Genomic DNA, 22,806 nt, shown 5'->3' with positions numbered 1-22,806 from the left:
AGATATCGTTGTTTTTGCCTTTACAGAAACTTAACAACCGCTTTATAAGGGCCTAACAATGTCCCGCTACAATGGTCTTGTACGTTGAAGATGTGAAAACAAAACGGGGGGATTCCTTGATGTGGAGCAAACGAGTCAAATTGGGATTGGCCGCCTTGTTGATGACCGGTGTTTTGGCCGGCTGCGGGCAGACCGAAAACAACAATGCGGGCGGCAATGAAGAAACGCCAAAGAAAGAAGAAACCTACTCCGGCACCATTGCCCTAGCGGGATCCACAGCGCTTCAGCCGCTGGCAGAAGAAGCGGCGAACGCGTTTATGGAAAAATATCCGGACGTGTCGATCACCGTTCAAGGCGGCGGCAGCGGCACGGGCGTCAACCAAGTGGCGGCCGGCGCCGTGCAAATCGGCAACTCCGATGTGCCGGCCGCGGAGAAACTGGACGACAAATCGAAAGCGTCAGAGCTCGTTGACCATAAAGTGGCCGGCATCGCCTTTGCGATTGTGGTCAATGACGATGTGAACGTCGATAATTTAACGACGAAGCAAATTCAAGATATTTTCAGTGGAAAGATCAAAAACTGGAAAGAAGTCGGTGGACCGGATGAAGCCATTCACGTCATCAACCGTCCGGCGTCATCGGGCACGCGGGCGACATTTGAGAAAACGATCATGAAAGACGTGAAAGTCAACGATTCGATTGGCACGGTCCAAGATTCAAACGGGGCGGTCGAGCAAGCGATCAGTTCGACGCCGGGGGCTGTTAGCTATGTAGCGATGTCGTATTTAATCGGGGAAAAGAAAAACTTAAAAACGGTAAAAATTGACGGCGCTGAACCGACAGTGGAGAACATCCGCACGGAAAAATACCCATTTTGGTCGTATGAATACATGATCACCAAAGGGGAAGCGAAGGAAGAGGTGCGAGCATTTATCGATTTTGTCAAGAGCGAAGAATTTGCGCCGACCGTCAAAAATATGGGGTATATCCCGATGACGGAATTGGAGTAGGGAAAGGCGGAAGGCCGGCTCGCTAGGCCGGCCTTTTACAATGGAGGGATGAAGCCTTGCAACAAATGTATACGAAACGGCGGAATCGCTGGCTTGAAGAATACATCGGCCGAACGTTTGCAGTCGTCTGCGGCTGGCTGATCGTTCTGATTACGGTGACGATGATCATCTTTTTGGCGGTAAAGGGAATTCAGTCCTTTACGGACAGCAGACTTTCGCTGTCGGATATGCTGCTTTCGGCGCAATGGGATCCGAACGGGACGCCGCCGAGGTATGGGGCGCTTATTTTTATCGTCGGCTCGATGCTCGTCTCGCTTGGCGCTTTGTTGATCAGCGCGCCGATTGCTTTGGCGTTGGCGATTTTCATGAACTTTATCGCCCCAAAATGGTTCGTTTCGTTGCTCAAACCGGTGCTGGAACTGCTTGTCGGCATTCCGTCGGTCGTGTATGGCTGGCTTGGGGTGACGATTCTCGTCCCGCTCTTGCGCGAATGGTTCGGAGGCTCCGGCTTTAGTCTGCTGGCGGGGATCATCGTCCTTAGCATGATGATTTTGCCGACCATCACCAGCGTTGCGGCCGACGCCTTGGCCAATGTCCCGATGGCGTATATGGAAGCGTCATACGGGCTTGGCTCTACGCGTTGGCAGGCGATTTCCCGCGTCATCGTTCCGGCGGCGAAAGCCGGGATCGCCACCGGCGTCGTTCTCGGTTTGGCGCGGGCGTTTGGCGAGGCGCTTGCCGTGCAAATGGTGATCGGCAACACGATCAAGCTGCCTTCAGGCCTTGACAGCCCGACGGCGACGTTAACAAGTATATTGACGATGGATATGGCGAATACGATCAACGGAACACCATGGAACAACGCGTTGTGGACATTGGCGCTCATTTTGCTCTTGATCTCGTTTTTCTTCATTGCTGTGATCCGTTTGGTCGGTTCGGGAAAGGAGCGATAAGATGACAGCGCGGATGATCGATAAAGTATGGACGGGCATTTTCTACGCGGTAGCTGCTGCGGTCATCGGGTTGCTCATATTCTTTTTTGCTGTTGTATTGTCGAAAGGAGCGGGGTTTTGGCAGCCTGAGTTTCTGTTCGGGCGGCCGAGCAACACGCAAGCGGGCGGCGGCATTGGCCCGCAGCTCATCAATTCATTTTATATGTTGGTTGTGACATTGCTTTTGTCGGTCCCGCTTTCGTTGGGAGCCGGAATTTATTTGGCCGAATACGCCAAACAGGGGCGGATCGTCGGGTTCATTCGCCTTTGCTTGGAAGCGATGGCGTCATTGCCGTCGATTGTCGTCGGGTTGTTCGGATTGCTGGCGTTTGTCACCTTGACGGGCTGGGGCTACACGCTGCTCGGCGGCGCGTTAGCCGTCACGATCATCAATTTGCCTGGATTGACGCGCATTTGCGAAACCGCGATTTTGGATGTTCCATCCAACATTAAAGAGGGGAGTCTTGCCCTTGGAGCGACGCGCTGGCAGACATTGATCAAAGCGGTGCTTCCGGCGGCCATCCCGCAAATTGTCACCGGCGTCATTTTATCGGCTGGGCGCATTTTTGGTGAAGCGGCTGTTTTCATTTATACCGCTGGGCTGACGACTCCGATGTTGCGTTTGGATGCTGATTGGGGCAGCCCGACCAACCCGCTGAACGTGTTCCGTCCGGCGGAAACACTGACAGTGCATATTTGGAAATTGAATTCGGAAGGCATTGTCCCGGACGCGAAGCTGATCGCCGCCAAATCGGCGGCTGTGTTGATGGTGGCTGTTCTTTTATTCAATTTGGCCGCACGACTCGCTTCTTCCTTGCTTGCCCGGCATTTCTCCGGGGGACGGCGTGCGCGCCGAGGACGAGAAGAAAGAAACAAAGCAGCGTAAGCACAAAAAAAGCTGCCCTGCATCGACAGGCAGCTTTTTTTACATTTCCCGTTTGGCTGATGGCACTTCTTTGACGGCCAAAAAGAGGACGACAAGCGAAACGAACCAATGGATCAACGCGCCGTAGGGCACGACCGCCTGCACCGTTTCCATCACGGTGAAAAAGACGGTCGACAGTGTAATGGCGTAAGCCGACATCACCCACGTATGGCGGTAGCGCAGCTTTTTGTCGAGCACGCCGGCAAGAATCAGGCCGAAAAAGGCGAAGATGCACACGCTGATGAATTTTCCGGCGCAGGCGAGCACGTATAAAACGAGCCCAAAAAGCGGAATGAGAACAGGAAGAAGTGATTGCAGATCAGCGATAAAGGTGCGTACATCTTGATCGGTAATTTTCATATTGGGAAATGTCGCATAGCTATAATGCTGTGCCTGATAGTTGGCAACGACCACGGCCTCGTTTTTTAACAATGCAATCGCATTTGGAAACCGCTCCACTTCCTCCCTTGCCACTTCACCCGTGCTGTCAAAAATGATCGTAAATCCGCCTTGGTCAATATGAATGGGCTTGGCTGCCGCTGAGCGAAGTTCACCGTTTTCAATCGCAAACGACGGCAAGTCGTTATACAACAAGGCGCTCGTTGTGCGGACGCCTTCGGCGAGAGATGCCGAAGCGTAGTAAAAGGTCGGAAGAATGGATAAGAACGTAAGCAAAAACAAATAGCCGATCGTTTTGCCGATTCCTTGGAATCGGAAGCGGGCGATGTCTTTTGGGGAATATAAGCTTTTCCACAGCTGGACGAATACGTTCATCACAGACACACCTTTCTTTGTCTCCTTTTCCATTGTAGCCGGGAAAGAGGAAGAATTCAACTTGGGACGAAGAAAAAAGCGGGGTCCCTCTCCCCCGCTTTAGTCAGAAGGCAAATGAAAGGTGCCAAGCAAGGCGCGCCATTGCAACACCCGTTCATTTAGTGCATCGGCTTCGGAACGAATGGCAGCCATGGCATTGTGCTGGCCGTCGGTAAAATGCGAAATTTGCTCCATCGACGAAGCGATCTGTTGGGCGACGGTGGCAATCTCTGCGATATGTTCACGCATTTCGCTGATTTGCCGCTCGGTGGCGGCGAATTGTTCTGAAATTTGCAGCGTATGTGCGGATGAATGCGACACCATTGCGGTGATTTCTTCAAAGGCTTGTTGGCTTTCCGTGAACGTTTTTTTCGCTTCATCGAGTTGTTTTGCACTTTCTTTCATCGATTGAACCGCGGCCTCGATTTGGCTTTGCACATCTTGAACAATGGATTGAATTTGTGCCAACGCTTGTCCTGTTTGCGCCGACAGCGACCGGATTTCTTTAGCAACAACTGAGAAACCCCGGCCATGCTCCCCTGCTTTGGCTGCTTCAATGGCAGCGTTTAAGGCGAGCAAGTTCGTTTGCTCAGCGATGCTTCCGATTAATGACAGAATGCTGGCAATATGCTGCGAATAGTCTTTCAATGCATCGATCGTGTGCATCGTTTTCGCAATGGATTGTTGCAGGTAAGCCATGTCGCTGCTTGCCCGTTGAACAAGCCGGTTGCCGCTTTCCGCTTGGGAATGGGCTTGTTCTGTGGAACGACGGGCTTCCTCCATTCGAAAGGACATTTGTTCCATTTCATCTGCCAGTTGTTGAAAAAAAGAGGCAATGTCAGCCGATTTGCGCGCTTGTTGCTCTGCACCGTACGCCGTGTCTGCCACCGCGGCTGCGATTTGTTCAGAAGCTGTTTTTGTTTCAAGGGATGTTTGGTTTAAAATGCTGGTAGCCGCTGCGATTTGTTCAGAGCTGAAGCGCATATGTTCGATAAGGACGGCTAAATTGTCAGACATCTGATGGAACTTGTCGGCCAGAGCGAGAATATCTTTTGTCGCAGAACGGAGTTCAATGCGCGACCGCCAATCGCCAGATCCAAGCCGTTCCATCGCTTGCTGGAGCCAAGCAATGGGGCGGGTGGCGCGGCGGATGATCCTCCATCCGGCCAGGCATACAGCCAAGATGGCGGCGACAGACCCTGCCAAGTTTGCTGCTTGCTGTTTCAAAAGCGGCCACAAATAATCCTTTTTCGGAATGGCGATAATATAGACCGCTCCTTGCAAATCGCTTGAACTGGAAAATACGGCCAGCCATTGGTCTGTATGCAAAACCCCTTGCTTCTTTTTCAATATGTCGCGCACGACCTGTTTGGACAGCGTTTGGTTGGGCGAGGTTGGCCGTTTCGCCACCGTCTTTCCCGTTTCCGTTAAAATCAATTGCACCGGATGAAGGTGTAAAGCGTGGAATTTCCGTTCATTTAAGGTCAATGAATAGTTCAGTTTTTGAGAAAATGCTTCATTGGTCGTTGTAGCCTTTAAAATAGAAATTTTTTCAATCATAGTTTCGCTTGATAATTGCAATTGTTGCTGGATCGACTGAATAGCTGAATGGCGTCCTTGAATATAGCCGATTGAAGTGATGGCAAGGGCCGCCAACGTCGTTGTGAGCACCATTGCCGTCATGACAATCGTCTCAAGCCGGAAGGCGCTCCATAACGAACCTGTTCGTTTCGTTTCCATTTTCGCTGAGTTCCCCCTTAACTGGAAGCTACTTTATACTATAGCTTGCCATTATGAAGAAACGGTCAACGGCATGTTGAAAATATGTAAACAAAGGGGGAGAACAAGCAAATCGATTGAAACATTGTGCCAACTTTGGTAAGCTAATCTCAAACGGACGCTTTGGCGTTCGTGTACATACCAAAAAAGGAGGAGATCGGTATGCCATTTGAATTGCCAGCATTGCCGTATCCGTACGATGCGCTCGAGCCGCACATTGACAAAGAAACGATGAACATCCACCACACAAAGCACCATAACACATACGTCACGAATTTGAATGCGGCGCTTGAAGGGCATCCGGATTTGCAAAGCAAATCGCTCGAAGAATTGCTCAGCAATTTGGAAGCCCTTCCGGAAAGCATCCGCACGGCGGTGCGCAACAACGGCGGCGGCCATGCGAACCACTCGCTCTTCTGGACGATTTTGTCGCCAAACGGCGGCGGCGAGCCGACGGGTGAACTGGCTGAGGCGATCAACAAAAAATTCGGCAGCTTTGCCGCGTTCAAAGACGAGTTTTCGAAAGCAGCAGCCGGCCGTTTCGGTTCTGGCTGGGCGTGGCTTGTCGTGAACAACGGCGAGCTGGAAATTACGAGCACGCCGAACCAAGATTCGCCGATTATGGAAGGCAAAACGCCGATTCTCGGCTTGGACGTTTGGGAGCATGCCTACTACTTGAAATATCAAAACCGTCGTCCGGAATACATTGCCGCATTCTGGAACATTGTCAACTGGGACGAAGTAGCGAAACGCTACAGCGAAGCGAAAGCGAAGTAATGAACGAAGCGGGGCGAAACGAAACGCCTCGCTTTTTTTTAGCGACGGGGGGCCGCAGGCAAAGGAAGCGGTTTTCTTTGCGCCGGGTGCATAGCCATAGCGGAAATGGCCACACTACCGGATAGATGAAAAGGGGAGTTCGCAATGGCATTTTTCCAAAAACTGACCGGCCAAGAACAAGTGAATCGCGACCTGCTTCTTTTGCTTTGCATCGGTGGGTTTTACGCGCTCGGTGTTTCGCTGTCGAACACGTTTGTCAACATTTATTTATGGAAACAGACCAGCGATTTCCGCGACTTGGCGCTGTACAATTTGGCGGTCGTCACGATGCAGCCGCTGACGTTTATTTTCGCCGGTCGGCTGGCAAAACAAATCGACCGTATTCTCGTGTTGCGGCTTGGCGTGTCGTGTTTAGCCGTTTTTTTTGTCACCGTTTTATTGGTCGGCTCTCGCGCCCATCAATATTTGCTCTTTCTCGGCGCGCTGCTCGGCGTCGGCTATGGCTTTTATTGGCTGGCGTTTAACGTGTTGACATTTGAAATTACCGAACCGGAGACGCGCGACTTTTTTAACGGTTTTTTCGGGGTGTTGACCTCATCAGCCGGCATGATCGGGCCGATTGCCGCCGGCTACATCATCTCGTCGTTCACTGGAGCGAAAGGGTATAGGTTTATTTTTTCACTGTCGCTCTGCTTGTTTCTTGTCGCTGTGTTGCTCAGCTTTTTCTTGAAGCGCCGCGCGGCTGCGGGGAAATATTTGTTCGTCCGCATTTTAAAGGAGAGGAATGAAAACCGGAACTGGCGGCTTATTACGAATGCCCACTTTTTTCAAGGATTGCGCGAAGGCACGTTTGTGTTTATCATTTCCGTGCTTGTGTATATCACTTCTGGAAGCGAATGGGCGCTCGGCAAATTCGGGCTTGTCAACTCGTTCACATCGTTTGTCGCTTATTATGCCGTCTCCCGGCTGATCAAGCGTGAATATCGGATGAAAGCCATTCTATTGGGGGGAGCGCTGCTATATGGGGCGATTTTTTTGATCGTTTTCCATCCGACCTATCCGCGCCTCATTCTTTATGCCATCACGATCGCCATTGCGTATCCATTGCTGCTTGTTCCGTATTCCTCCTTGACGTTTGACGTCATAGGGAAGAGCTGGAAATCGGCCGAGGCGCGCGTCGAATACATCGTTGTCCGCGAATTGTTTTTAAACGCCGGACGGGTGGCGTCGATTTTAGCCTTTTTAACAGCTGTGGCATTCTTTGGCGAAGAGGCCGGCATCCGCGCGCTCATGTTTGTGTGCGGCGCCGGACATTTGTCAATTTACTGGTTCGTCCGCCGCATCCGCTTCACCGATGACCGTCCAGAGCGCGGTCATCGTGAGCGGATTTTGCTTCGGCCGAAACTGGCGGGCGAACGAGGCGGTCCGTCGGCGTGAGGGGCCAAGTTTTTCCCTAGCCATGCCTGCCTTTTTCTTTTACAATAGAGAGGAGGAAAGGAGGACCGGGGGATGAAACGGAAGAAGCGGGCGCAAGTGCCGATTCGGTTAAACATTTTGTTTTTCTTTGTTTTTTTGCTGTTTTCGGCGCTCATTTTGCGCCTTGGCGTCGTGCAAATTGTCTACGGTGAAGACTATCGGCGCGAAGTGGAGCGAACGCAGGATGAAATCGTCAGCACGCCGGTGCCGCGCGGCAAAATTTACGATCGGTTCGGCCGCGTGATCGTCGACAACACACCGCAAAAGGCGATTACGTACACGCGCTCCAAAACGACACAGCCGGAAGAAATATTGGCTGTCGCCAAGAAACTCGCTCAATACATCGATATTCCCGATGCGGAGAAAAAAGTAACTGAGCGCGATATGAAAGATTATTGGATTTTAACGCATCCGGAAGAAGCGAAACAGAAGGTGAGCGAACAAGAACGGAAAAAGCTCGCTGATCAAGGATTGACGCAAAAAGAGATCGACAAAAAAGTGTACGAGTGGACGCTTGATCGCATCACTAAGCAAGATTTGGCGCAAATTTCGAAAGCAGAGCTTGAAGTGATCGCCATTAAACATGAGATGGAAAGCGGCTACGCCTTGACGCCGCAGACGGTCAAAAGCAAAGGAGTGACCGACCGCGAATATGCGGTCGTCAGCGAGCATTTGAGCGAGCTGCCCGGCGTCAATACGACGGTGGATTGGGACCGGAAATACGTCTATGACAACACATTCCGCTCTGTGCTCGGCAGTGTGACGGAAGAAGACGAAGGCGTCCCGCGCGAACGGCTTGATTACTTTTTAGCCCGCGACTACAGCCGCAATGACCGCGTCGGCAAAAGCTATTTGGAGATGCAGTATGAAGAAGTGCTGCACGGCAAAAAGGCAAAAGTGAAAAACATTGTCGACAAATCGGGCAATGTCATCTCGGTTGAGCAAGTTTACCCAGGCGAGCGCGGCAAAGACCTCGTGTTGACCATTGATGCCGAGCTCCAGCAAAAGGTTGAGCAAATCATTCAACAAGAGATTTTGGCGACGAAGCGCAAAGGCCGCTCGCCGCTTTTAGACCGGGCATTTGTCGTTATGATGAACCCAAAAACGGGCGAGGTGCTGGCGATGGCCGGCAAGCTTCTTCAAGACGGAAAATTTGTCGACTTTGCCATCGGCAACATCACGTCCGCTTATGCGATGGGATCGGCGGTGAAAGGGGCGACCGTGCTCACCGGCTTCCAAACCGGGGTGCTTCATCCGAATACGTATATTAAGGATGAGCCGTTATACATTAAAGGTACAAAGCCGAAAAAGTCATGGAAAACGATGGGGACGATCAATGAACTGACAGCGTTGAAACAATCATCCAACGTCTATATGTTCAAAACGGCAATTGCCATCGGCGGCGGTACGTATCGCCCGAATGCACCGCTTGATATCAACCCGGCAGCATTCAAAACGATTCGCAAGTATTTCAGCCAGTTCGGCCTCGGCGTGAAAACCGGGATCGATTTGCCGAACGAACTCGGCGGTTTCCAAGGACAGAGCACGCAAGCGGGGCTTTTGCTTGACTTGGCGATCGGCCAGTATGATATGTATACGCCGATGCAGCTGGCGCAATACGTCTCAACGATCGCCAACGGCGGCTATCGGATGAAGCCGCAGCTTGTCAAGGAAATCCGCCAGCCGTCAGCCGACGGGAAAGAGCTCGGTCCGGTCATCAAACAGTTTGAACCAGTTGTGCTAAACCGCATTGATATGAAGGCCGAATACATTAAACAGGTGCAGGAAGGATTCCGCCGTGTCATGCAAGAGCCGGGCGGAACGGCGTATTCGTACTTTGCGGGCGCTTCGTACAAGCCGGCCGGCAAAACGGGGACAGCCGAGGCGTTTTATGATGGACCGATCCAAAGCCGGCGGAATGATCCAACGTACAACTTGACGCTCGTCGGTTATGCGCCGTACAATGACCCGGAAGTGTCGTTTGCCGTTGTCGTTCCGTGGGCGACGCAAGGGGAGAGCGATGGGATTAATGACCGGATCGGCCGCCGCATTTTAGATGCGTATTTTGAATTGAAAGCGAAGCGGGCGGCGGGAGGCGAAAACAGTCTCGAACGCCCTGACAGCGCGGAAGCCGCCGCTACGCGCTGATCGGGAAGGCGCCTGAATGGGCGCCTCTTTTTTTGCCGCTGTGCTTGCCAAAAAACATGTTCGTTTACAAAACCTTAACATACCGTCCACACGGCGTTAACGATCGTTTTGTATGCTCATGATAGAGGAAAAATCGATCTTCCGCTGCCAGTGGGGGCGGAAGGATAATGAAAGGAGTCACGCCGATGAGTACGATGGCGGTAGCGGAACGCCGAAAAGAGGCGATTCCTTCAGCCCATTTGGCGAAAAAAGAGGTCGTTTACGAAACGAATGGACTGAACGTATGGTACGGTGAGCATCATGCGTTAAAACATATTCACCTTTCCTTTTACGAACGCGAGATTACGGCGATTATCGGCCCGTCAGGATGCGGCAAGTCGACCTATATTAAAACGCTCAATCGAATGATCGAGCTCATTCCAAACGTCCGGGTCGAAGGGGAGATTTTGTATCGCGGCCGCCGCATTTTTGACACGTCATACCCCGTTGAACAGTTGCGTACGCAAGTGGGTATGGTGTTTCAAAAACCCAATCCGTTTCCAAAATCGATTTATGACAACGTTGCCTACGGACCGCGCATTCATGGGATCCGCGACCGGCGGCGTCTCGATGAGATCGTCGAAAAAAGTTTGCGCCAAGCGGCGCTTTGGGACGAGGTCAAAGATCGTCTTCACGAAAATGCCCTCGGTTTATCAGGTGGCCAGCAGCAGCGGTTATGCATCGCCCGTTGTCTCGCGGTTGAACCGGACGTGATTTTAATGGACGAACCGACATCGGCGCTTGACCCGGTTGCAACCGCTAAAATCGAGGAATTGATGGGCCGGCTGAAAGAAAAGTACAGCATCATTATCGTCACGCACAACATGCAACAGGCCGCGCGCATTTCCGATCGGACGGCGTTTTTCTTAAATGGGGAAGTGGTTGAATACGGCGAGACGAAAACGCTGTTCTCTTATCCAGCGGACCCGCGGACGGCGGATTACATCGCCGGGCGTTTCGGTTGAAAGCGGAGGAGTTTCGCCGGCATTCAAAAAAGAGTGTTTCTTTCGAAACCATCAAACGGCTGTTTGATAAGAAAAGGTGTCCCAACTCTTTGGGACACCTTCTTTCGTTATGGTTTGGCAATCAAACGGCCGATGGCGGCATAGTCCATGTCGCTTCGCACGTTGTAGGCGCCGGGGCGGATCGAGCGCGTCAGCCCGTGTTGTTCCAAGTAGTCGTTGAATGCGCGGGCGCTTGGAATGATGCCAGCCTCTTCAAGTTCGCGGGCAAATGTCTCTGGCGTATCTCCTTTCTTAATAACGAGTCGATAGACGTAAACGGTTTGCACTGATGGCTCGGACGTCTGTTTGGCCGGCGCTTTCGGATCGACGTTCGGCTGAGCGCTGCGGAGCTTGTCGTATTCTTCTTTCGCCACAGCGACAAGCCCGTGCTGCTTAAGAAACGCCTTGACTTCCGCTTCTGTCGGCGCAGCGGGGGGCGAGGCGTAATACGAGGCGCCGATAAGCGACGTAGATAAAAGCAAACCGAAGGCGAAGGAACGAATCGAACGTTTGTTCATATCCGCAATCTCCTTACCGCCCGCTCGACTTCTGAGACGGTCAAACCTGTTTCGCGGGCGATGTCTTCGAGTGGGAACCCTTGTTTATGCAAAAACAAGATGCGACGGTCAGTCGACGACAACGCTCCCCCGCGCCGGGGCGGAGCCGGACGTTGGCGCTCGGGGATGAGCAGCTCCTCCTCGATGACTTGCAATCGCTTTTTAATCTGGTATGTTTCTTGCGCCAGCGAAACGGTCAAATGATCAATTTGTTCTTCGAGCGGTTTCAGTTCATCTTTAGCAAAAAAGGAAATAACAAGAAGAATAATGGCTAGAGCTGCCAAAGCGATGATTGCATATTCCACCACGCGCATCCCTCCCCTTTTCACTATACCATATCATCATCTGCTTGTGGCGCTCTTATTGAAAAAGATGAAATTTAGTGGTGGAAATCGCCGCAGAAAAATGGTATCATAGAAAGGTCTGATTATATAAAGCTCGTTTGGAGGGAAAAAAGATGCGTGTGAACATCACATTGGCATGCACAGAATGCGGCGAACGCAACTATATTACGTCGAAAAATAAACGCAACAACCCAGAGCGTTTGGAATTGAAAAAATATTGCCCGCGGGATCGCAAAGTCACGTTGCACCGCGAAACGAAGTAAGCAGTGGGAAGATGATTCCTGCTGCTTTTATCTTTAATGGGAGGAAGGGGAAGATGATGGACGGCAAACGGGAATGGCGCCGCCGCATGCTTGACCGGCTTCGTCAGCTTCCAGCGGCGGAGAAAGAGGCGTACGATCGAGAAATTGCTGCTCATTTATACCGGTGGCCGCGATGGCAAACAGCGCGGACGATCGCCATGACGGTGGCGAGAGAGACGGAAGTCAACACCTTGCCGATCATTGAGCAGGCGTGGCGGGAAGGAAAAACGGTCGGCGTGCCGAAATGCGATCCAAGGGCGAAAACGATGACCTTCCGGCGGCTCGTGTCGTTTGCTCAGCTCGAAAAGGCGTATGCGGGACTATGGGAGCCGATCGAGGAACAAACGGCGCCGATCGACCGCGGCAAGTTTGATTTGATCATCGTTCCGGGCGTCTGTTTTGCGAAAAACGGCTACCGGATCGGTTATGGGGGCGGGTATTATGACCGGTATTTGCCGGGGGTGGCGGCGGTGACGGCGGCGCTCGCCTACTCGTTCCAAGTGGTGGACGACGTTCCGGCTGAGGCGCACGACGTGCCGGTGGAATTCATCATTACTGATCAAGGAGTTCTCCGTTGTGGGCGATGAATGGGAATATATCGCCGCCTCTGCTCTCGCCGCCACCGGCGGATGGCGATTGCGCTTATTGTCTGCGTCAGGAGCGGCGGCTGCTGTCGTCGTCGGCGCGATCGTCGGATACGGGTTTTCTTGGGATGGATTATGGCTGTTAGGCTGCTTTTTTGCCAGCTCGAGCTTATTTAGCTATATCGGAAAGCGCCATAAAGCTAAACTGGCTGAAAAAGTAGCCAAAGGCGGGCGGCGCGATGCCATCCAAGTGCTCGCCAACGGTGGGGTGCCGGCCGTGTTGGCGTTCTTGGCAGTCATTCAGCCGACCTCGCTTTGGGACGAGCTGTTTGTTGTCGCCATCGCCGCGGCGAACGCCGATACGTGGGCGTCCGAAATCGGCCCGTTAAGCCGCCGTCCGCCGCGGGCGTGGCCGAGCTTTCAGCCGGTGGAAGCCGGAACGTCAGGGGCAGTGACGTTCCTTGGCACGGCCGCTTCGTTTGCTGGCGCGCTGTTTATCGCGCTTGCCGGCGCATTTTTTCTCGACGCCCGGCCCGTTTTCGTCCTTGCCCTCTTCGGCTGGCTTGGCAGCTGGTTCGATACATGGCTTGGCGCGGCTTGGCAGGCAGCTTATCGCTGTCCGGCATGCGGGGCGGCGACTGAGCGGAAACGGCACTGCGGACAAGCGACCGTCCACGTGAAAGGCTGGCGCTGGCTTGACAACGATGCGGTGAACTTCCTGGCAGTCATCGGCGCGGTGCTGGCCGCCTTCGCGTTGGTGCATTAGACGCGCCCCGCTTCATATTTGGTGAGAAAAAGGGAAAAAGAATAACGAGCATGTCATATGATGAAGGAGGAACAACCTTGAACAAATGGTCGTACTCGCTGATTGCTGTTACGGCCGGCTGGCTTGCCTACCGCTATCGCTACCGGATTGCCGACTGGGCGTTGCGCATTCCGCCGCTGCGCAAGCAACTCGTCCGATTTGCGCTCCACATTCCTGCGGTGCGCAATGCCCTCGTATCGCAAATGTTGCGCCCGTGATGCGGCGATGAAACGATGGGAGGCTGCTTGGTTCGACTTGGATGAGACGCTGTTTGGCCGGCTTGGCCTCGCCGGAGAAAGGGAGAGGGGAACGTGATCGGAACAATGGATGTACTGTTTTGGCAGCTTGTTCAGTTTTTGGTTCGCGGCGGCTACCGCATCGTGCGGATGTCTGAGCATGCCGATGAAGTATGGCTGGAATCAGGCCATTGGCGGCATCCAACGCTCGTCCGCCTCGTGCGCGCCGACTTTGATTGGAGCCGGTTGCTGCGTCTTGATATGGAATATACATGGCGGCTCGTCCAGCAAATGAAGGGATGGAGTTTCGGCAAAGCGGGCCGGGTCATCAATGTTTATGTGATGGTGTATCCGCCGGTTGACGATTGGGAGTTTCTTGTCGCCGAGCCGCTGCCGCTTTCTGGGGCGGGCGATGGCGCGTTTCATACGCTTCTCCTCCATAGCGGCAACATGGGCGAAATGCTGCCGCGGCTTGCGGAGATGACCGGCGCCGCGTTTCACTTTGAGCCGCTTGCGGAAACGGCTGACCCGTTTGCCGCCGCCGAGCGCTTAAAGCGCGAGGTGGTCCGTGAATGGCGGCGCTGCCGTGAGGAGGAGCGGCGCATTTTTGAGCATGGCAAGCCGCTGTTCACCCGATTGCTCATCGTCGTGCAGGTCGCGATGTTTCTTGTTCTCGAATGGAGCGGCGGGAGCACGAATCCGGATGTGTTGATCCATTACGGTGCGAAATTCAATCCGCTCATTGAGGCGGGAGAATGGTGGCGGCTGTTGACGCCGATGTTTTTGCATATTGGTTTTTTGCATCTGTTGACAAACACTCTTGCTTTGCATTATTTAGGGATGACGGTCGAGCGGCTGTACGGCTCGCTTCGCTTTTTGTTCATTTACGTAACGGCCGGCTTTTTCGGGGCGCTGGCGAGTTTTTTGTTCACGCCATCGCTGTCTGCCGGGGCATCGGGAGCCATTTTCGGGCTGTTCGGATCGCTTCTTTACTTTGGCACTGTCTATCGGCATTTATTTTTCCGGACGATGGGGATGAACGTCATCAGCTTAATTGTCGTCAACTTGCTGTTCGGCTTGCTTGTCCCCGGCATTGACAACGCCGGCCATATCGGCGGGCTCGTTGGCGGCTTTTTGGCGGCCGGCGTCGTTCATTTGCCAAAACACACTGCTTGGGGGCGGCAGGCGGGCTCGTTGGCGTCTGCGGCGCTGCTTGCTGCTGTTGGTTTATGGATCGGATTTCGTTAAAGCAGCTGCACGAGCATGACTTTTTCCCCAGTTTCTGTTTCCGTTAGGACGAAGAGCCGGCTGTAATCTTTACGAATGAGAATAAGCGGCATTGTGCTGCCGATTGGCGAGAGGATGGAGTCATCCTCTTTTTTTATGCCGAGAATGTATGATTTGTACAGCCCTTCCCAAAGACGGCCGATGATCGCCTGCGTTGTCGCCGTTGATAAACCCGGCAACGGTTGTTCCGTGTAGGCGACGAGCTCAGGCAAATAAAGGGCGTAATAATCTTCTTTTGACAAAGAAAAATGGGTGAGCAGCTCGTCTGCTTTATGACGAAGAAACTCATTCGTGGCTTTGTTCAAGACACGCTGCCATTCGCGCTCGTCGTCTGTTCTTGGCCGCCGGAACGATGCGAGCGGATGGTACGGTGAGTCAATGACGTACAAATAGTCGCTTGACATCGTTTGGCTGCTTGTGATGTCCTCTCCTTTATGCAGCTCGCCATGATGAAAGGAGACGGTCTGGAAAAAGCGGCTGTCTTGCATGGTCACCGTCTTTTCCATTTCGATCACATCTGTGTTTGTTTTCCATTTTGACAACACATCGGCCAAGCGGCCGTCGGCAAACAACAACGAGACGTCTTGGCGCAAATAGGCGCGGCGGTTTAAAACGGAGGCAACTGACCAGCGGAGCGCGTAGCGCCCGCGTTCGCTGTAGACTTCAAGTGCAAGCGTTGTTTCCGCTTCGATGAAGGCCGCTTCGCGGTCAAGCGGGAAAAACTTGATCGTTTCAGCGGCGCGATTGTGCTCCCACCGTGAAACGAGCGCGGAGGCGAGGAAAAAAGCAAGCGCTATGGCGGCGATCATCCATCGTTTCATGACATCCTCCCCGATTGGACAAGGTTTTCACCAATATATGCATAGCGAGGAACATTTATGTATGAATTTTCCCATGCTTGTCTATGATGGGGAGTATACAGTGCAAACGATGCAGGGGGATGACGATGGAGAAACAAAGGCCCAAACGCCCGGCGTCCCGCCGCCTTCATGACAATGCGTCCTACTTAGCCGAGCGGCTTGGAGTCGGCAAAAGCTTTGACGTCATTCGGCTTGATGTCGAATACGGGGGACGGGCGATGGCGTTTTTTATGATCGACGGTTTTGTCAAAGATGATATTTTGCATTATTTGATGAAACGACTGTCCCGTTTGGACGAACACGAGTTTGACATCCATCCGCTCGAGAAGCTGTTAAAAAAGGACCTTCCCTATGTGGAAATTGGGCAGACGGACGATCTTGAAGAAGCGGTCGCGATGGTGCTTGCCGGGCCGACGGCGTTAGTCGTTGACGGCGTGGAGCGGATCATTTTGATTGACGCCCGCACGTATCCGGTGCGCGGGCCGCAAGAGCCGGACACCGAGCGGGTCGTGCGGGGGGCGCGCGACGGTTTTGTCGAGACGATCGTCTTTAACACCGCGCTTATCCGCCGCCGCGTCCGCGACCCTTCTTTGCGCATGGAGTACGTGCAGGCGGCGCGGCGCTCGAAGACCGATATTTGCATTTGCTATATCGAGGAAATCGCCGACCCGGAGCTCGTCCGCCGCGTCCGAGAATCGATCACTGCTATTGATACGGACGGTCTGGTCATGGCCGAAAAAACGGTGGAAGAGTTTATTTCCGGCCGGCATTGGAACCCGTACCCGGTCGTCCGCTACACAGAGCGCCCCGATACGGCGGCGGCCCATTTGTATGAAGGCCATGTGCTTGTGATCGTCGACGGATCGCCAAGTGTCATTATTACTCCGGCAACGTTTTGGCATCATTTGCAACACGCCGAAGAGTACCGAAACAAGCCGATCGTTGGAGCGTATTTGCGGCTCGTCCGCTTTTTGGCCGTCTGGGCGTCAGTGTTTTTGCTGCCGCTTTGGTATTTGTTGATGACTGAGCCGGAGCTGTTGCCCGGACCGCTCTCGTTTTTAGGAAAGGCCAAATTGGGCGATATTCCGCTGTTTGCGCAAATTTTGATGATTGAACTCGGAATGGATATGCTGCGGATGGCCGCCATTCATACGCCGTCTTCACTGGCGACCGCGCTCGGCCTTGTCGCCGCGCTTATGATCGGCGGCATCGCGGTCGAAGTCGGCCTCTTCTCCAATGAGGTGATTTTGTATTTTTCTGTTACTGCCATCGGTACGTTTGCAACGCCGAGCTATGAAATGAGCTTGGCAAACCGGCTCGTCCGCATCGCCTTGCTCATTTTGTCGGGCCTGTTCGGCCTGTACGGTTATGTCATCGGCATCACCGTTTGGATCCTTGCCTTGGCGCGGATGACGTCGTTTGGCGTTCCGTACTTATGGCCGTTCATCCCGTTCTCCTACCGAGCGATGCGCGATGTGCTCATCCGTTCGCCGATGCCGCTCAAAAACCGGCGGCCGGCGATTCTTCACCCACGCGACCCTGACCGCTGACGCAGGTGCTGTTGATTTGGCGCCTGCGTTTTTTGTCTTGACGGTTGCGGCCGTTTGCCGCTACATTAAAAAGGGAAAAAAGGAGCATGAGTGACGATGAAGACGGTATACGACGTACAACAGCTGCTGAAACGGTTTGGCACGATCATTTACGTCGGCGATCGGCTCGCTGACTTGGAGCTGATGGAGGAGGAAGTGAAAGAGCTGTACCAGTCCCAGCTGATCGATGCTAAACAGCTGCAAGCGGCCTTGTTTATTTTGCGTCAGGAAGCGCAAATTGAGCGGGAAAAACAGATGAAAAAAGGATGAGGATGCAATGGAACGATGGTTGGTAGGCATTGACCTCGGCGGCACGACGATCAAAATGGCGTTTGTCACCACCGAGGGCGACATCGTGCACAAATGGGAAATTCCGACGAACAACGCCAATCGCGGTGAGCATATCGTCGCTGACATTGCCCGGTCGCTTGATGGGACGCTTGCCCAGCTCGGCGGGGAGAAAGGGCGATTGCTTGCTGTCGGCATCGGCGCCCCCGGGCCGGTCGAAGAGGAAACCGGCATGTTGTATGAAACGGTCAATATTGGATGGACGAATTATCCACTGAAACAACTGTTGGAAGAGGCAACGGGGCTGCCCGTGGCGGTCGATAATGACGCCAATCTCGCAGCGCTTGGCGAGATGTGGAAAGGAGCAGGAGGAGGTGCGCGCCATTTGTTGTTTGTGACGCTTGGCACCGGCGTTGGCGGCGGCGTGATCGCCAACGGCGCCATCGTGCGCGGCACAAACGGCGCCGGCGGAGAGATCGGCCATATGACGATGATCCATGACGGCGGCGCCCGCTGCAACTGCGGCAAAACCGGCTGCTTGGAAACGATCGCGTCCGCCACCGGCATCGTGCGGATCGCAAACGAGAAATTGGCCGCCGACGCGCGTCCGAGCGCGCTCCATAGCGGCGATGTCACGGCCAAAGCGGTGTTTGACGCGGCCAAAGCGGGCGATGCGCTGGCGTTGGAAGTGGTTGATGAAGCAACGTATTATCTCGGCTGGGCGTTGGCGAATGCCGCCAATGTGACGAACCCGGAGAAAATCGTGATCGGCGGCGGCGTTTCCAAGGCGGGTGACATGCTTGTCGAGCGCACGGCCGCCCATTTCCGCCGCTTCGCGTTCTCGCGCGTCGCCGCAAGAGCGGAGATCGTTTTAGCGAAGCTTGGCAACGATGCCGGCGTTATCGGCGGTGCTTGGCTGGCGAAAGGGCTTGTCGGCGTGTAAACAACGGAAGGTGTCCCAAAAGGGTTGGGGCGCCTTTTCTTATTGCTGTATATATGGAATTTGAAGGTGGAGATGCCTGCGAACATTATTGTATTCACCGGGTTTTTAGCAGGCTCTACCCATCGTTCCAACGGTGAAGATGTTTCTTGTAAATTGAACAGAGACATTTGGCCTTTTCCGTTGACGCGTGTCAGCCGCCTGCCAAGCGCTCATTTTTTTCCGTCTGCTGACATATCTTGAAGATAAAGAAATGGGAAGGGGAGACGGCGCATGCACCTTCAAGCATGGCCCGGCGATACGTTTGAGAAATATGGGCGATGGTTTTCCGTGCCGACCGAGTTGATCATCGACGCGAATCCGCATGTGGAAAAGGGAGGATTGCGTCCGGGACAGACCGTTGTGATTCCAGGATATACGACGATCGATGCGTGGGAAGTGCTCGCTGACTGCCTGTCGCTGCCGACGGAGGCGTTGCGGCGGCTTCCGGGGGCGATGGCGGTCGTGAACGGAACGGCGCCGCTGCCGAAGCGAATTTCATCCCCCGTCGTCCGCAGCGTCCGCCCGTACGATTTTGCCGCTTTGATGGAGGATATCACCGCCCTCGTCTGCCACTATCCGTTTGTGCGCCGACGAACGATCGGTCATAGCGTGCTCGGCTTGCCGCTTGTTGAACTGCAAATCGGCCGCGGACCGGTGCGCGTGCATATGAACGGATCGTTCCATGCGAATGAGTGGATCACGACGGCAGTGATCATGGCGCTCATCGACGAGTACGCGAGGGCGCTGGTTAACGATGACGCGCTGGCCGGCCATCGGGTGCTTGATTATTACCATAAAGTGACCCTTTCCGTTGTGCCGATGGTCAATCCCGACGGCGTCAACCTTGTGCTGAACGGCCCGCCGGAAGAAGAGCCGCATCGGAGCGAAGTCGTCTGCATCAACGGCGGATCGCTCGATTTTTCTCAATGGAAAGCGAACATCCGCGGCGTTGATTTAAACAATCAATTCCCAGCTCACTGGGAAATCGAACAGGCGCGCAAACTTCCGAAAGCGCCGGCGCCGCGCGACTTTCCTGGCTTTGCCCCCCTCACCGAGCCGGAGGCGAAAGCGATGGCGGCGCTCGCCGAGTCGAGCGATTTTGCAATGGTCGTCGCGTTTCATACGCAAGGGAAGGAAATTTATTGGGGATATGAAGGGTTCGAGCCGCCGGAAGCGGAGGCGACGGTTCAGGCGATGGCCAAAGCAAGCCGCTATCAGCCTGTCCGCTACATTGACAGCCATGCCGGCTACCGCGATTGGTTCATTCAAACGTGGAAGCGGCGCGGCTACACCGTGGAGCTCGGCGAGGGCGTCAACCCGTTGCCGCTCTCGCAGTTTGCGCAAATATACCGCGACAGCCTCGGCCTGTTTTTAGCAACGCTCAAAATGGCATAAAAAACGCAAGAGGCATGATTCGCCTCTTGCGTTTTCAGTGCGTGCCGGTTGGAATGCCGTGATCCAAAATGGTCATGATGGTAAACCAGCCGAATACAGCCGCGGTGGCAAGTCCAAACAAAAATCCGAGCACGTTTTTCTCGCGCAATGTACGGAGCATTCCATAAAGGGCAAGCAGCGTCACAAGTGCAAAAATAATGACTGTACCCATCGTTTTACCCCCTCGTGAAACAGTATGTACAAACGTGTCCATTCTTTTTCATTGTAATCTTTTTTCTTCCATTTGTCGAGGTCTCTTCCTTTTTACTTTTTCTCTTTCATCGCTTGAAAAAAAACAGTAAAATAAAGCTAACCATATATTGGACAGACGAAAGGAGGAGACGGTCATGGAATGGACGCGCATTCCTGTCGGTCCAATTCAAGCGAACGCTTATCTTTTGTCGTCCGCAGACGGGGCATGCCTCATCGTTGATCCCGGAGCAGAGGGCGCGGCGCTCGTCCGCCGGATCGAGGAAAAAAAGCTGACCCCGTTGGCGATTTTGCTGACGCATGCGCATTTCGATCATATCGGCGGCATCCCGGACGTGCTCTCCCGCTGGGACATTCCGGTGTATTTGCACGAGAATGAAAAACAATGGCTGCAAGATCCGGCGCTAAACGGCTCACTTTATTTTGGCGGCCCGGTCGTCGTCCGCTGCGAACCGACATGCTTGAAAGGGCCAACGACGCTGAACATCGGCCCGTTTGCGCTCGATGTCCGCGAAACGCCGGGCCACTCGCCGGGCAGTGTCTCGTATTATTGCCAAGAAGCGAACATTGTGTTTTCCGGCGACGCGCTGTTTGCCGGCAGCATCGGGCGCACTGACTTGCCAGGCGGCAACCATCAACAGCTGTTGAAAAGCATTCACAACGAACTGCTTACGCTGCCGGAGGAGACGATCGTTCTTTCCGGCCACGGGCCGGAGACGACGATTGGCGCGGAGATGGATACAAATCCGTTTTTGCACGGATTTTCATAAGATCAAGAAAGCGAAAGGCCGCCATGTTGGCTCCATCAAAAATGCGTTTCTTCATGCTCGGGCCAAGCGCCGCTTGGCCTAGTGCAGGCGGCCGGCAGAAAAGGGGTTGCATTTCGAATGCAGCGATATGCTAGATGGCCGCCTAGCGCCTGAAAACACAAAAAACCCTTCTTAGCTGCGCCAAGAAGGGGTTTTTGGGGGATGTTCTATCCACAATAATGGGAGGGGATATAGTTTAAGCTACTACTATAACGATATATGATTATTTTCACTATGTCAACAGTAAAAAATCAAAAATGGGGTAGAAAGATGAACCGATTGTACGAACAGATTGCCGCGGCGCCAGGCGGGCGGGTGTCGTACGCCGATTACATGCAGATGGCTCTGTACGACGAACGTTTCGGCTACTATATGCGAGAGCGGGCGAAAATCGGCAAGGAAGGCGATTTTTTTACGAACAGCTCATTCGCGCCGGTGTTTGGCAAAGCGCTCGCTTCCCTTTGGATTCGGCTCGTGGAAGAAGGGGGGCTGCCGCCGGCTGTTTGCGAATGGGGAGGTGGGGACGGGCGATTGGCGCTTTCGGTATTGGAAGAATGGAAGAAAAAAAGTCCGCATACATACGACCGTTTGTCGTATACGATCATAGACCAAAGCCCGTTCCACCGCCGGCGCCAGCGGGAAACGCTTCAACCCGTTGCCGAGAAGGTGGAGCAATATGACGATGTCTCCCGCTGGCTGGTCGAGCGCGGGCCGTTTTCCGGCATCGTGTTTAGCAACGAATTTTTTGATGCGTTTCCCGTTCACGTCATTGTAAAGGAAGGCGGCGTTTTGCACGAATGTTTTGTCGCCGCCCGCGATGGCCGGCTCATTGAAGATAAGGCGCCTCTTTGCCGTCCCGATATTGTCCGCTATTTGGATGAGCGCGGATTGGATCTGGCTGAGGGGCAAAGGCTTGAGGTGCCGCTCGCGATGAAGGCGTTTTGGCTCGATGTCGGGCCGCTGTTTCATCAGGCGGTGATGGTGACGGTCGACTACGGCTGCACGGACGAACAGCTGCGCGCCCCGGCGCGGCGGCATGGAAGCTTGCGCGGATATTTCCGCCATCAGCTCGTTGCCGACCCGCTTCGCCATCCGGGGGAGATGGACTTGACGAGCCATGTGCAATGGGATGCGCTTCGCTTATACGCCCGTCAGGCCGGGTGGGAGGAAGTGGCGTTCGTTCGCCAAGATCGGTTTTTGCTCGCGGCTGGCCTTTTGCACGAATGGAACGTTTCAGAAGGCGGCGATTTCTTTTCGCCGGCAAACCGCCAAAACCGAATGATCCGCGCGCTGATCGCCGACGATGGCGTCAGCCGCTTTTTTGACGTGCTTATCTTGCAGAAAGGAATGAGTCTCCCTGCACGGGACTTTTGGCCAGAACCCGAGTTTTTGTCTGCCGATTGACGGCTTCCTTCGTCGATTTGTATAGATGCAATTTGAAACTTTAAATAAATGTACAGCTTTTACAGAGCCAACCGGCATTTGATCGACCTATCGGGCGATCGAACAACGCCGCTTTCAGACCCATGCATCGGCCTGTGAAGCGGTTGGTTGTT

Annotated in this window: 24 protein-coding genes; 18 read left to right on the top strand and 6 right to left on the bottom strand. The window is 53.8% G+C overall.

What is annotated here, in order from left to right; translation table 11 throughout:
* Window positions 1-119 precede the first annotated feature (119 nt).
* The 3 genes from GJ1_RS07440 to pstA all read left to right on the top strand — a co-directional run bounded on the left by GJ1_RS07440 (window position 120) and on the right by pstA (window position 2,888).
* A complete protein-coding gene (locus GJ1_RS07440) occupies window positions 120-1,010 on the top strand; it encodes a phosphate ABC transporter substrate-binding protein PstS family protein (protein ID WP_066230684.1) in 891 nt (296 codons plus the stop codon).
* 65 nt (window positions 1,011-1,075) lie between these two features.
* Window positions 1,076-1,963, top strand: a complete 888-nt coding sequence (gene pstC / locus GJ1_RS07435; RefSeq protein ID WP_066230680.1) for a phosphate ABC transporter permease subunit PstC — start codon at window positions 1,076-1,078, stop codon at window positions 1,961-1,963.
* Between the two features lies 1 nt (window position 1,964).
* Entirely contained in the window at window positions 1,965-2,888 is a 924-nt protein-coding gene (gene pstA / locus GJ1_RS07430; protein WP_066230614.1) for a phosphate ABC transporter permease PstA, read from the top strand.
* A 39-nt stretch (window positions 2,889-2,927) separates the two neighbouring features.
* Here pstA and GJ1_RS07425 read toward each other — a convergent pair whose 3' ends face one another.
* A complete protein-coding gene (locus tag GJ1_RS07425) occupies window positions 2,928-3,701 on the bottom strand; it encodes a DUF1189 domain-containing protein (RefSeq protein WP_066230611.1) in 774 nt (257 codons plus the stop codon).
* A 99-nt stretch (window positions 3,702-3,800) separates the two neighbouring features.
* Window positions 3,801-5,480, bottom strand: a complete 1,680-nt coding sequence (locus tag GJ1_RS07420; protein WP_066230608.1) for a methyl-accepting chemotaxis protein — start codon at window positions 5,478-5,480, stop codon at window positions 3,801-3,803.
* Window positions 5,481-5,681: 201 nt separating this feature from the next.
* On the opposite strand from GJ1_RS07420, the gene GJ1_RS07415 reads away from it, so the two are divergent.
* The 4 genes from GJ1_RS07415 (at window position 5,682) to pstB (ending at window position 10,924) form a co-directional block, all read left to right on the top strand.
* The gene (locus GJ1_RS07415; RefSeq protein WP_066230603.1) at window positions 5,682-6,296 is read left to right on the top strand and encodes a superoxide dismutase; all 615 of its coding nucleotides are present in this window, start codon (window positions 5,682-5,684) and stop codon (window positions 6,294-6,296) included.
* Between the two features lie 144 nt (window positions 6,297-6,440).
* Window positions 6,441-7,733, top strand: a complete 1,293-nt coding sequence (locus tag GJ1_RS07410; RefSeq protein ID WP_066230600.1) for an MFS transporter — start codon at window positions 6,441-6,443, stop codon at window positions 7,731-7,733.
* A 72-nt stretch (window positions 7,734-7,805) separates the two neighbouring features.
* Window positions 7,806-9,920, top strand: coding sequence for a peptidoglycan D,D-transpeptidase FtsI family protein (locus GJ1_RS07405; protein ID WP_066230598.1), 2,115 nt, complete (start codon window positions 7,806-7,808; stop codon window positions 9,918-9,920).
* 185 nt (window positions 9,921-10,105) lie between these two features.
* Window positions 10,106-10,924 (top strand): phosphate ABC transporter ATP-binding protein PstB, encoded by an 819-nt coding sequence (pstB, locus tag GJ1_RS07400; protein ID WP_066230593.1) that lies wholly within the window; start codon window positions 10,106-10,108, stop codon window positions 10,922-10,924.
* Between the two features lie 107 nt (window positions 10,925-11,031).
* Here pstB and GJ1_RS07395 read toward each other — a convergent pair whose 3' ends face one another.
* Window positions 11,032-11,481 (bottom strand): endolytic transglycosylase MltG, encoded by a 450-nt coding sequence (locus GJ1_RS07395; protein WP_066230590.1) that lies wholly within the window; start codon window positions 11,479-11,481, stop codon window positions 11,032-11,034.
* A complete protein-coding gene (locus tag GJ1_RS07390; RefSeq protein ID WP_066230678.1) occupies window positions 11,478-11,828 on the bottom strand; it encodes a hypothetical protein in 351 nt (116 codons plus the stop codon). The genes GJ1_RS07395 and GJ1_RS07390 overlap by 4 nt, the downstream gene beginning before the upstream one ends.
* Before the next feature lie 149 nt (window positions 11,829-11,977).
* Between GJ1_RS07390 and rpmG the strand changes: the two genes are divergently transcribed.
* The 5 genes from rpmG (at window position 11,978) to GJ1_RS07365 (ending at window position 15,039) form a co-directional block, all read left to right on the top strand.
* A complete protein-coding gene (gene rpmG, locus GJ1_RS07385) occupies window positions 11,978-12,127 on the top strand; it encodes a 50S ribosomal protein L33 (protein WP_011231931.1) in 150 nt (49 codons plus the stop codon).
* Window positions 12,128-12,180: 53 nt separating this feature from the next.
* Entirely contained in the window at window positions 12,181-12,753 is a 573-nt protein-coding gene (locus tag GJ1_RS07380; RefSeq protein WP_066230585.1) for a 5-formyltetrahydrofolate cyclo-ligase, read from the top strand.
* Window positions 12,743-13,516, top strand: coding sequence for a DUF92 domain-containing protein (locus GJ1_RS07375; RefSeq protein WP_066230582.1), 774 nt, complete (start codon window positions 12,743-12,745; stop codon window positions 13,514-13,516). The genes GJ1_RS07380 and GJ1_RS07375 overlap by 11 nt, the downstream gene beginning before the upstream one ends.
* 77 nt (window positions 13,517-13,593) lie before the next feature.
* The gene (yqgO, locus tag GJ1_RS07370; RefSeq protein WP_066230580.1) at window positions 13,594-13,773 is read left to right on the top strand and encodes a protein YqgO; all 180 of its coding nucleotides are present in this window, start codon (window positions 13,594-13,596) and stop codon (window positions 13,771-13,773) included.
* 105 nt (window positions 13,774-13,878) lie between these two features.
* On the top strand, window positions 13,879-15,039 hold the full coding sequence (locus GJ1_RS07365; protein ID WP_066230675.1) for a rhomboid family intramembrane serine protease: 1,161 nt from the start codon (window positions 13,879-13,881) through the stop codon (window positions 15,037-15,039).
* Here the strand turns inward: GJ1_RS07365 and GJ1_RS07360 are convergent.
* Window positions 15,036-15,899 carry a hypothetical protein gene (locus GJ1_RS07360; protein ID WP_066230577.1) on the bottom strand — a complete coding sequence of 288 codons (864 nt, stop codon included), beginning with the start codon at window positions 15,897-15,899 and terminating at the stop codon, window positions 15,036-15,038. The two genes, GJ1_RS07365 and GJ1_RS07360, sit on opposite strands and share 4 nt — an antisense overlap.
* Before the next feature lie 125 nt (window positions 15,900-16,024).
* On the opposite strand from GJ1_RS07360, the gene GJ1_RS07355 reads away from it, so the two are divergent.
* The 4 genes from GJ1_RS07355 to GJ1_RS07340 all read left to right on the top strand — a co-directional run bounded on the left by GJ1_RS07355 (window position 16,025) and on the right by GJ1_RS07340 (window position 20,192).
* Window positions 16,025-17,488: a spore germination protein gene (locus GJ1_RS07355; protein WP_066230575.1), complete on the top strand. Its 1,464-nt coding sequence runs from the start codon at window positions 16,025-16,027 to the stop codon at window positions 17,486-17,488.
* A gap of 96 nt (window positions 17,489-17,584) precedes the next feature.
* Entirely contained in the window at window positions 17,585-17,797 is a 213-nt protein-coding gene (locus tag GJ1_RS07350) for a YqgQ family protein (RefSeq protein ID WP_066230572.1), read from the top strand.
* A 7-nt stretch (window positions 17,798-17,804) separates the two neighbouring features.
* Window positions 17,805-18,758 carry an ROK family glucokinase gene (locus tag GJ1_RS07345; RefSeq protein ID WP_066230567.1) on the top strand — a complete coding sequence of 318 codons (954 nt, stop codon included), beginning with the start codon at window positions 17,805-17,807 and terminating at the stop codon, window positions 18,756-18,758.
* A gap of 270 nt (window positions 18,759-19,028) precedes the next feature.
* Window positions 19,029-20,192 (top strand): M14 family metallopeptidase, encoded by a 1,164-nt coding sequence (locus GJ1_RS07340; RefSeq protein WP_066230564.1) that lies wholly within the window; start codon window positions 19,029-19,031, stop codon window positions 20,190-20,192.
* Window positions 20,193-20,226: 34 nt separating this feature from the next.
* Here GJ1_RS07340 and GJ1_RS17740 read toward each other — a convergent pair whose 3' ends face one another.
* The gene (locus tag GJ1_RS17740; protein WP_044730834.1) at window positions 20,227-20,403 is read right to left on the bottom strand and encodes a DUF2759 domain-containing protein; all 177 of its coding nucleotides are present in this window, start codon (window positions 20,401-20,403) and stop codon (window positions 20,227-20,229) included.
* Window positions 20,404-20,578: 175 nt separating this feature from the next.
* Here GJ1_RS17740 and GJ1_RS07335 point away from each other — a divergent pair, with 175 nt between their 5' ends.
* Together GJ1_RS07335 and GJ1_RS07330 are read left to right on the top strand one after the other, a co-directional pair.
* Window positions 20,579-21,211, top strand: a complete 633-nt coding sequence (locus tag GJ1_RS07335) for an MBL fold metallo-hydrolase (protein ID WP_066230561.1) — start codon at window positions 20,579-20,581, stop codon at window positions 21,209-21,211.
* Between the two features lie 309 nt (window positions 21,212-21,520).
* Entirely contained in the window at window positions 21,521-22,654 is a 1,134-nt protein-coding gene (locus tag GJ1_RS07330; protein WP_066230558.1) for a class I SAM-dependent methyltransferase, read from the top strand.
* Window positions 22,655-22,806 lie beyond the last annotated feature (152 nt).

This window comes from Geobacillus jurassicus NBRC 107829 (assembly GCF_001544315.1).
Taxonomy (GTDB): domain Bacteria; phylum Bacillota; class Bacilli; order Bacillales; family Anoxybacillaceae; genus Geobacillus; species Geobacillus jurassicus.
Note: the sequence above shows the minus strand (reverse complement) of the source record. Positions and strands in the feature narration are given on the sequence as shown.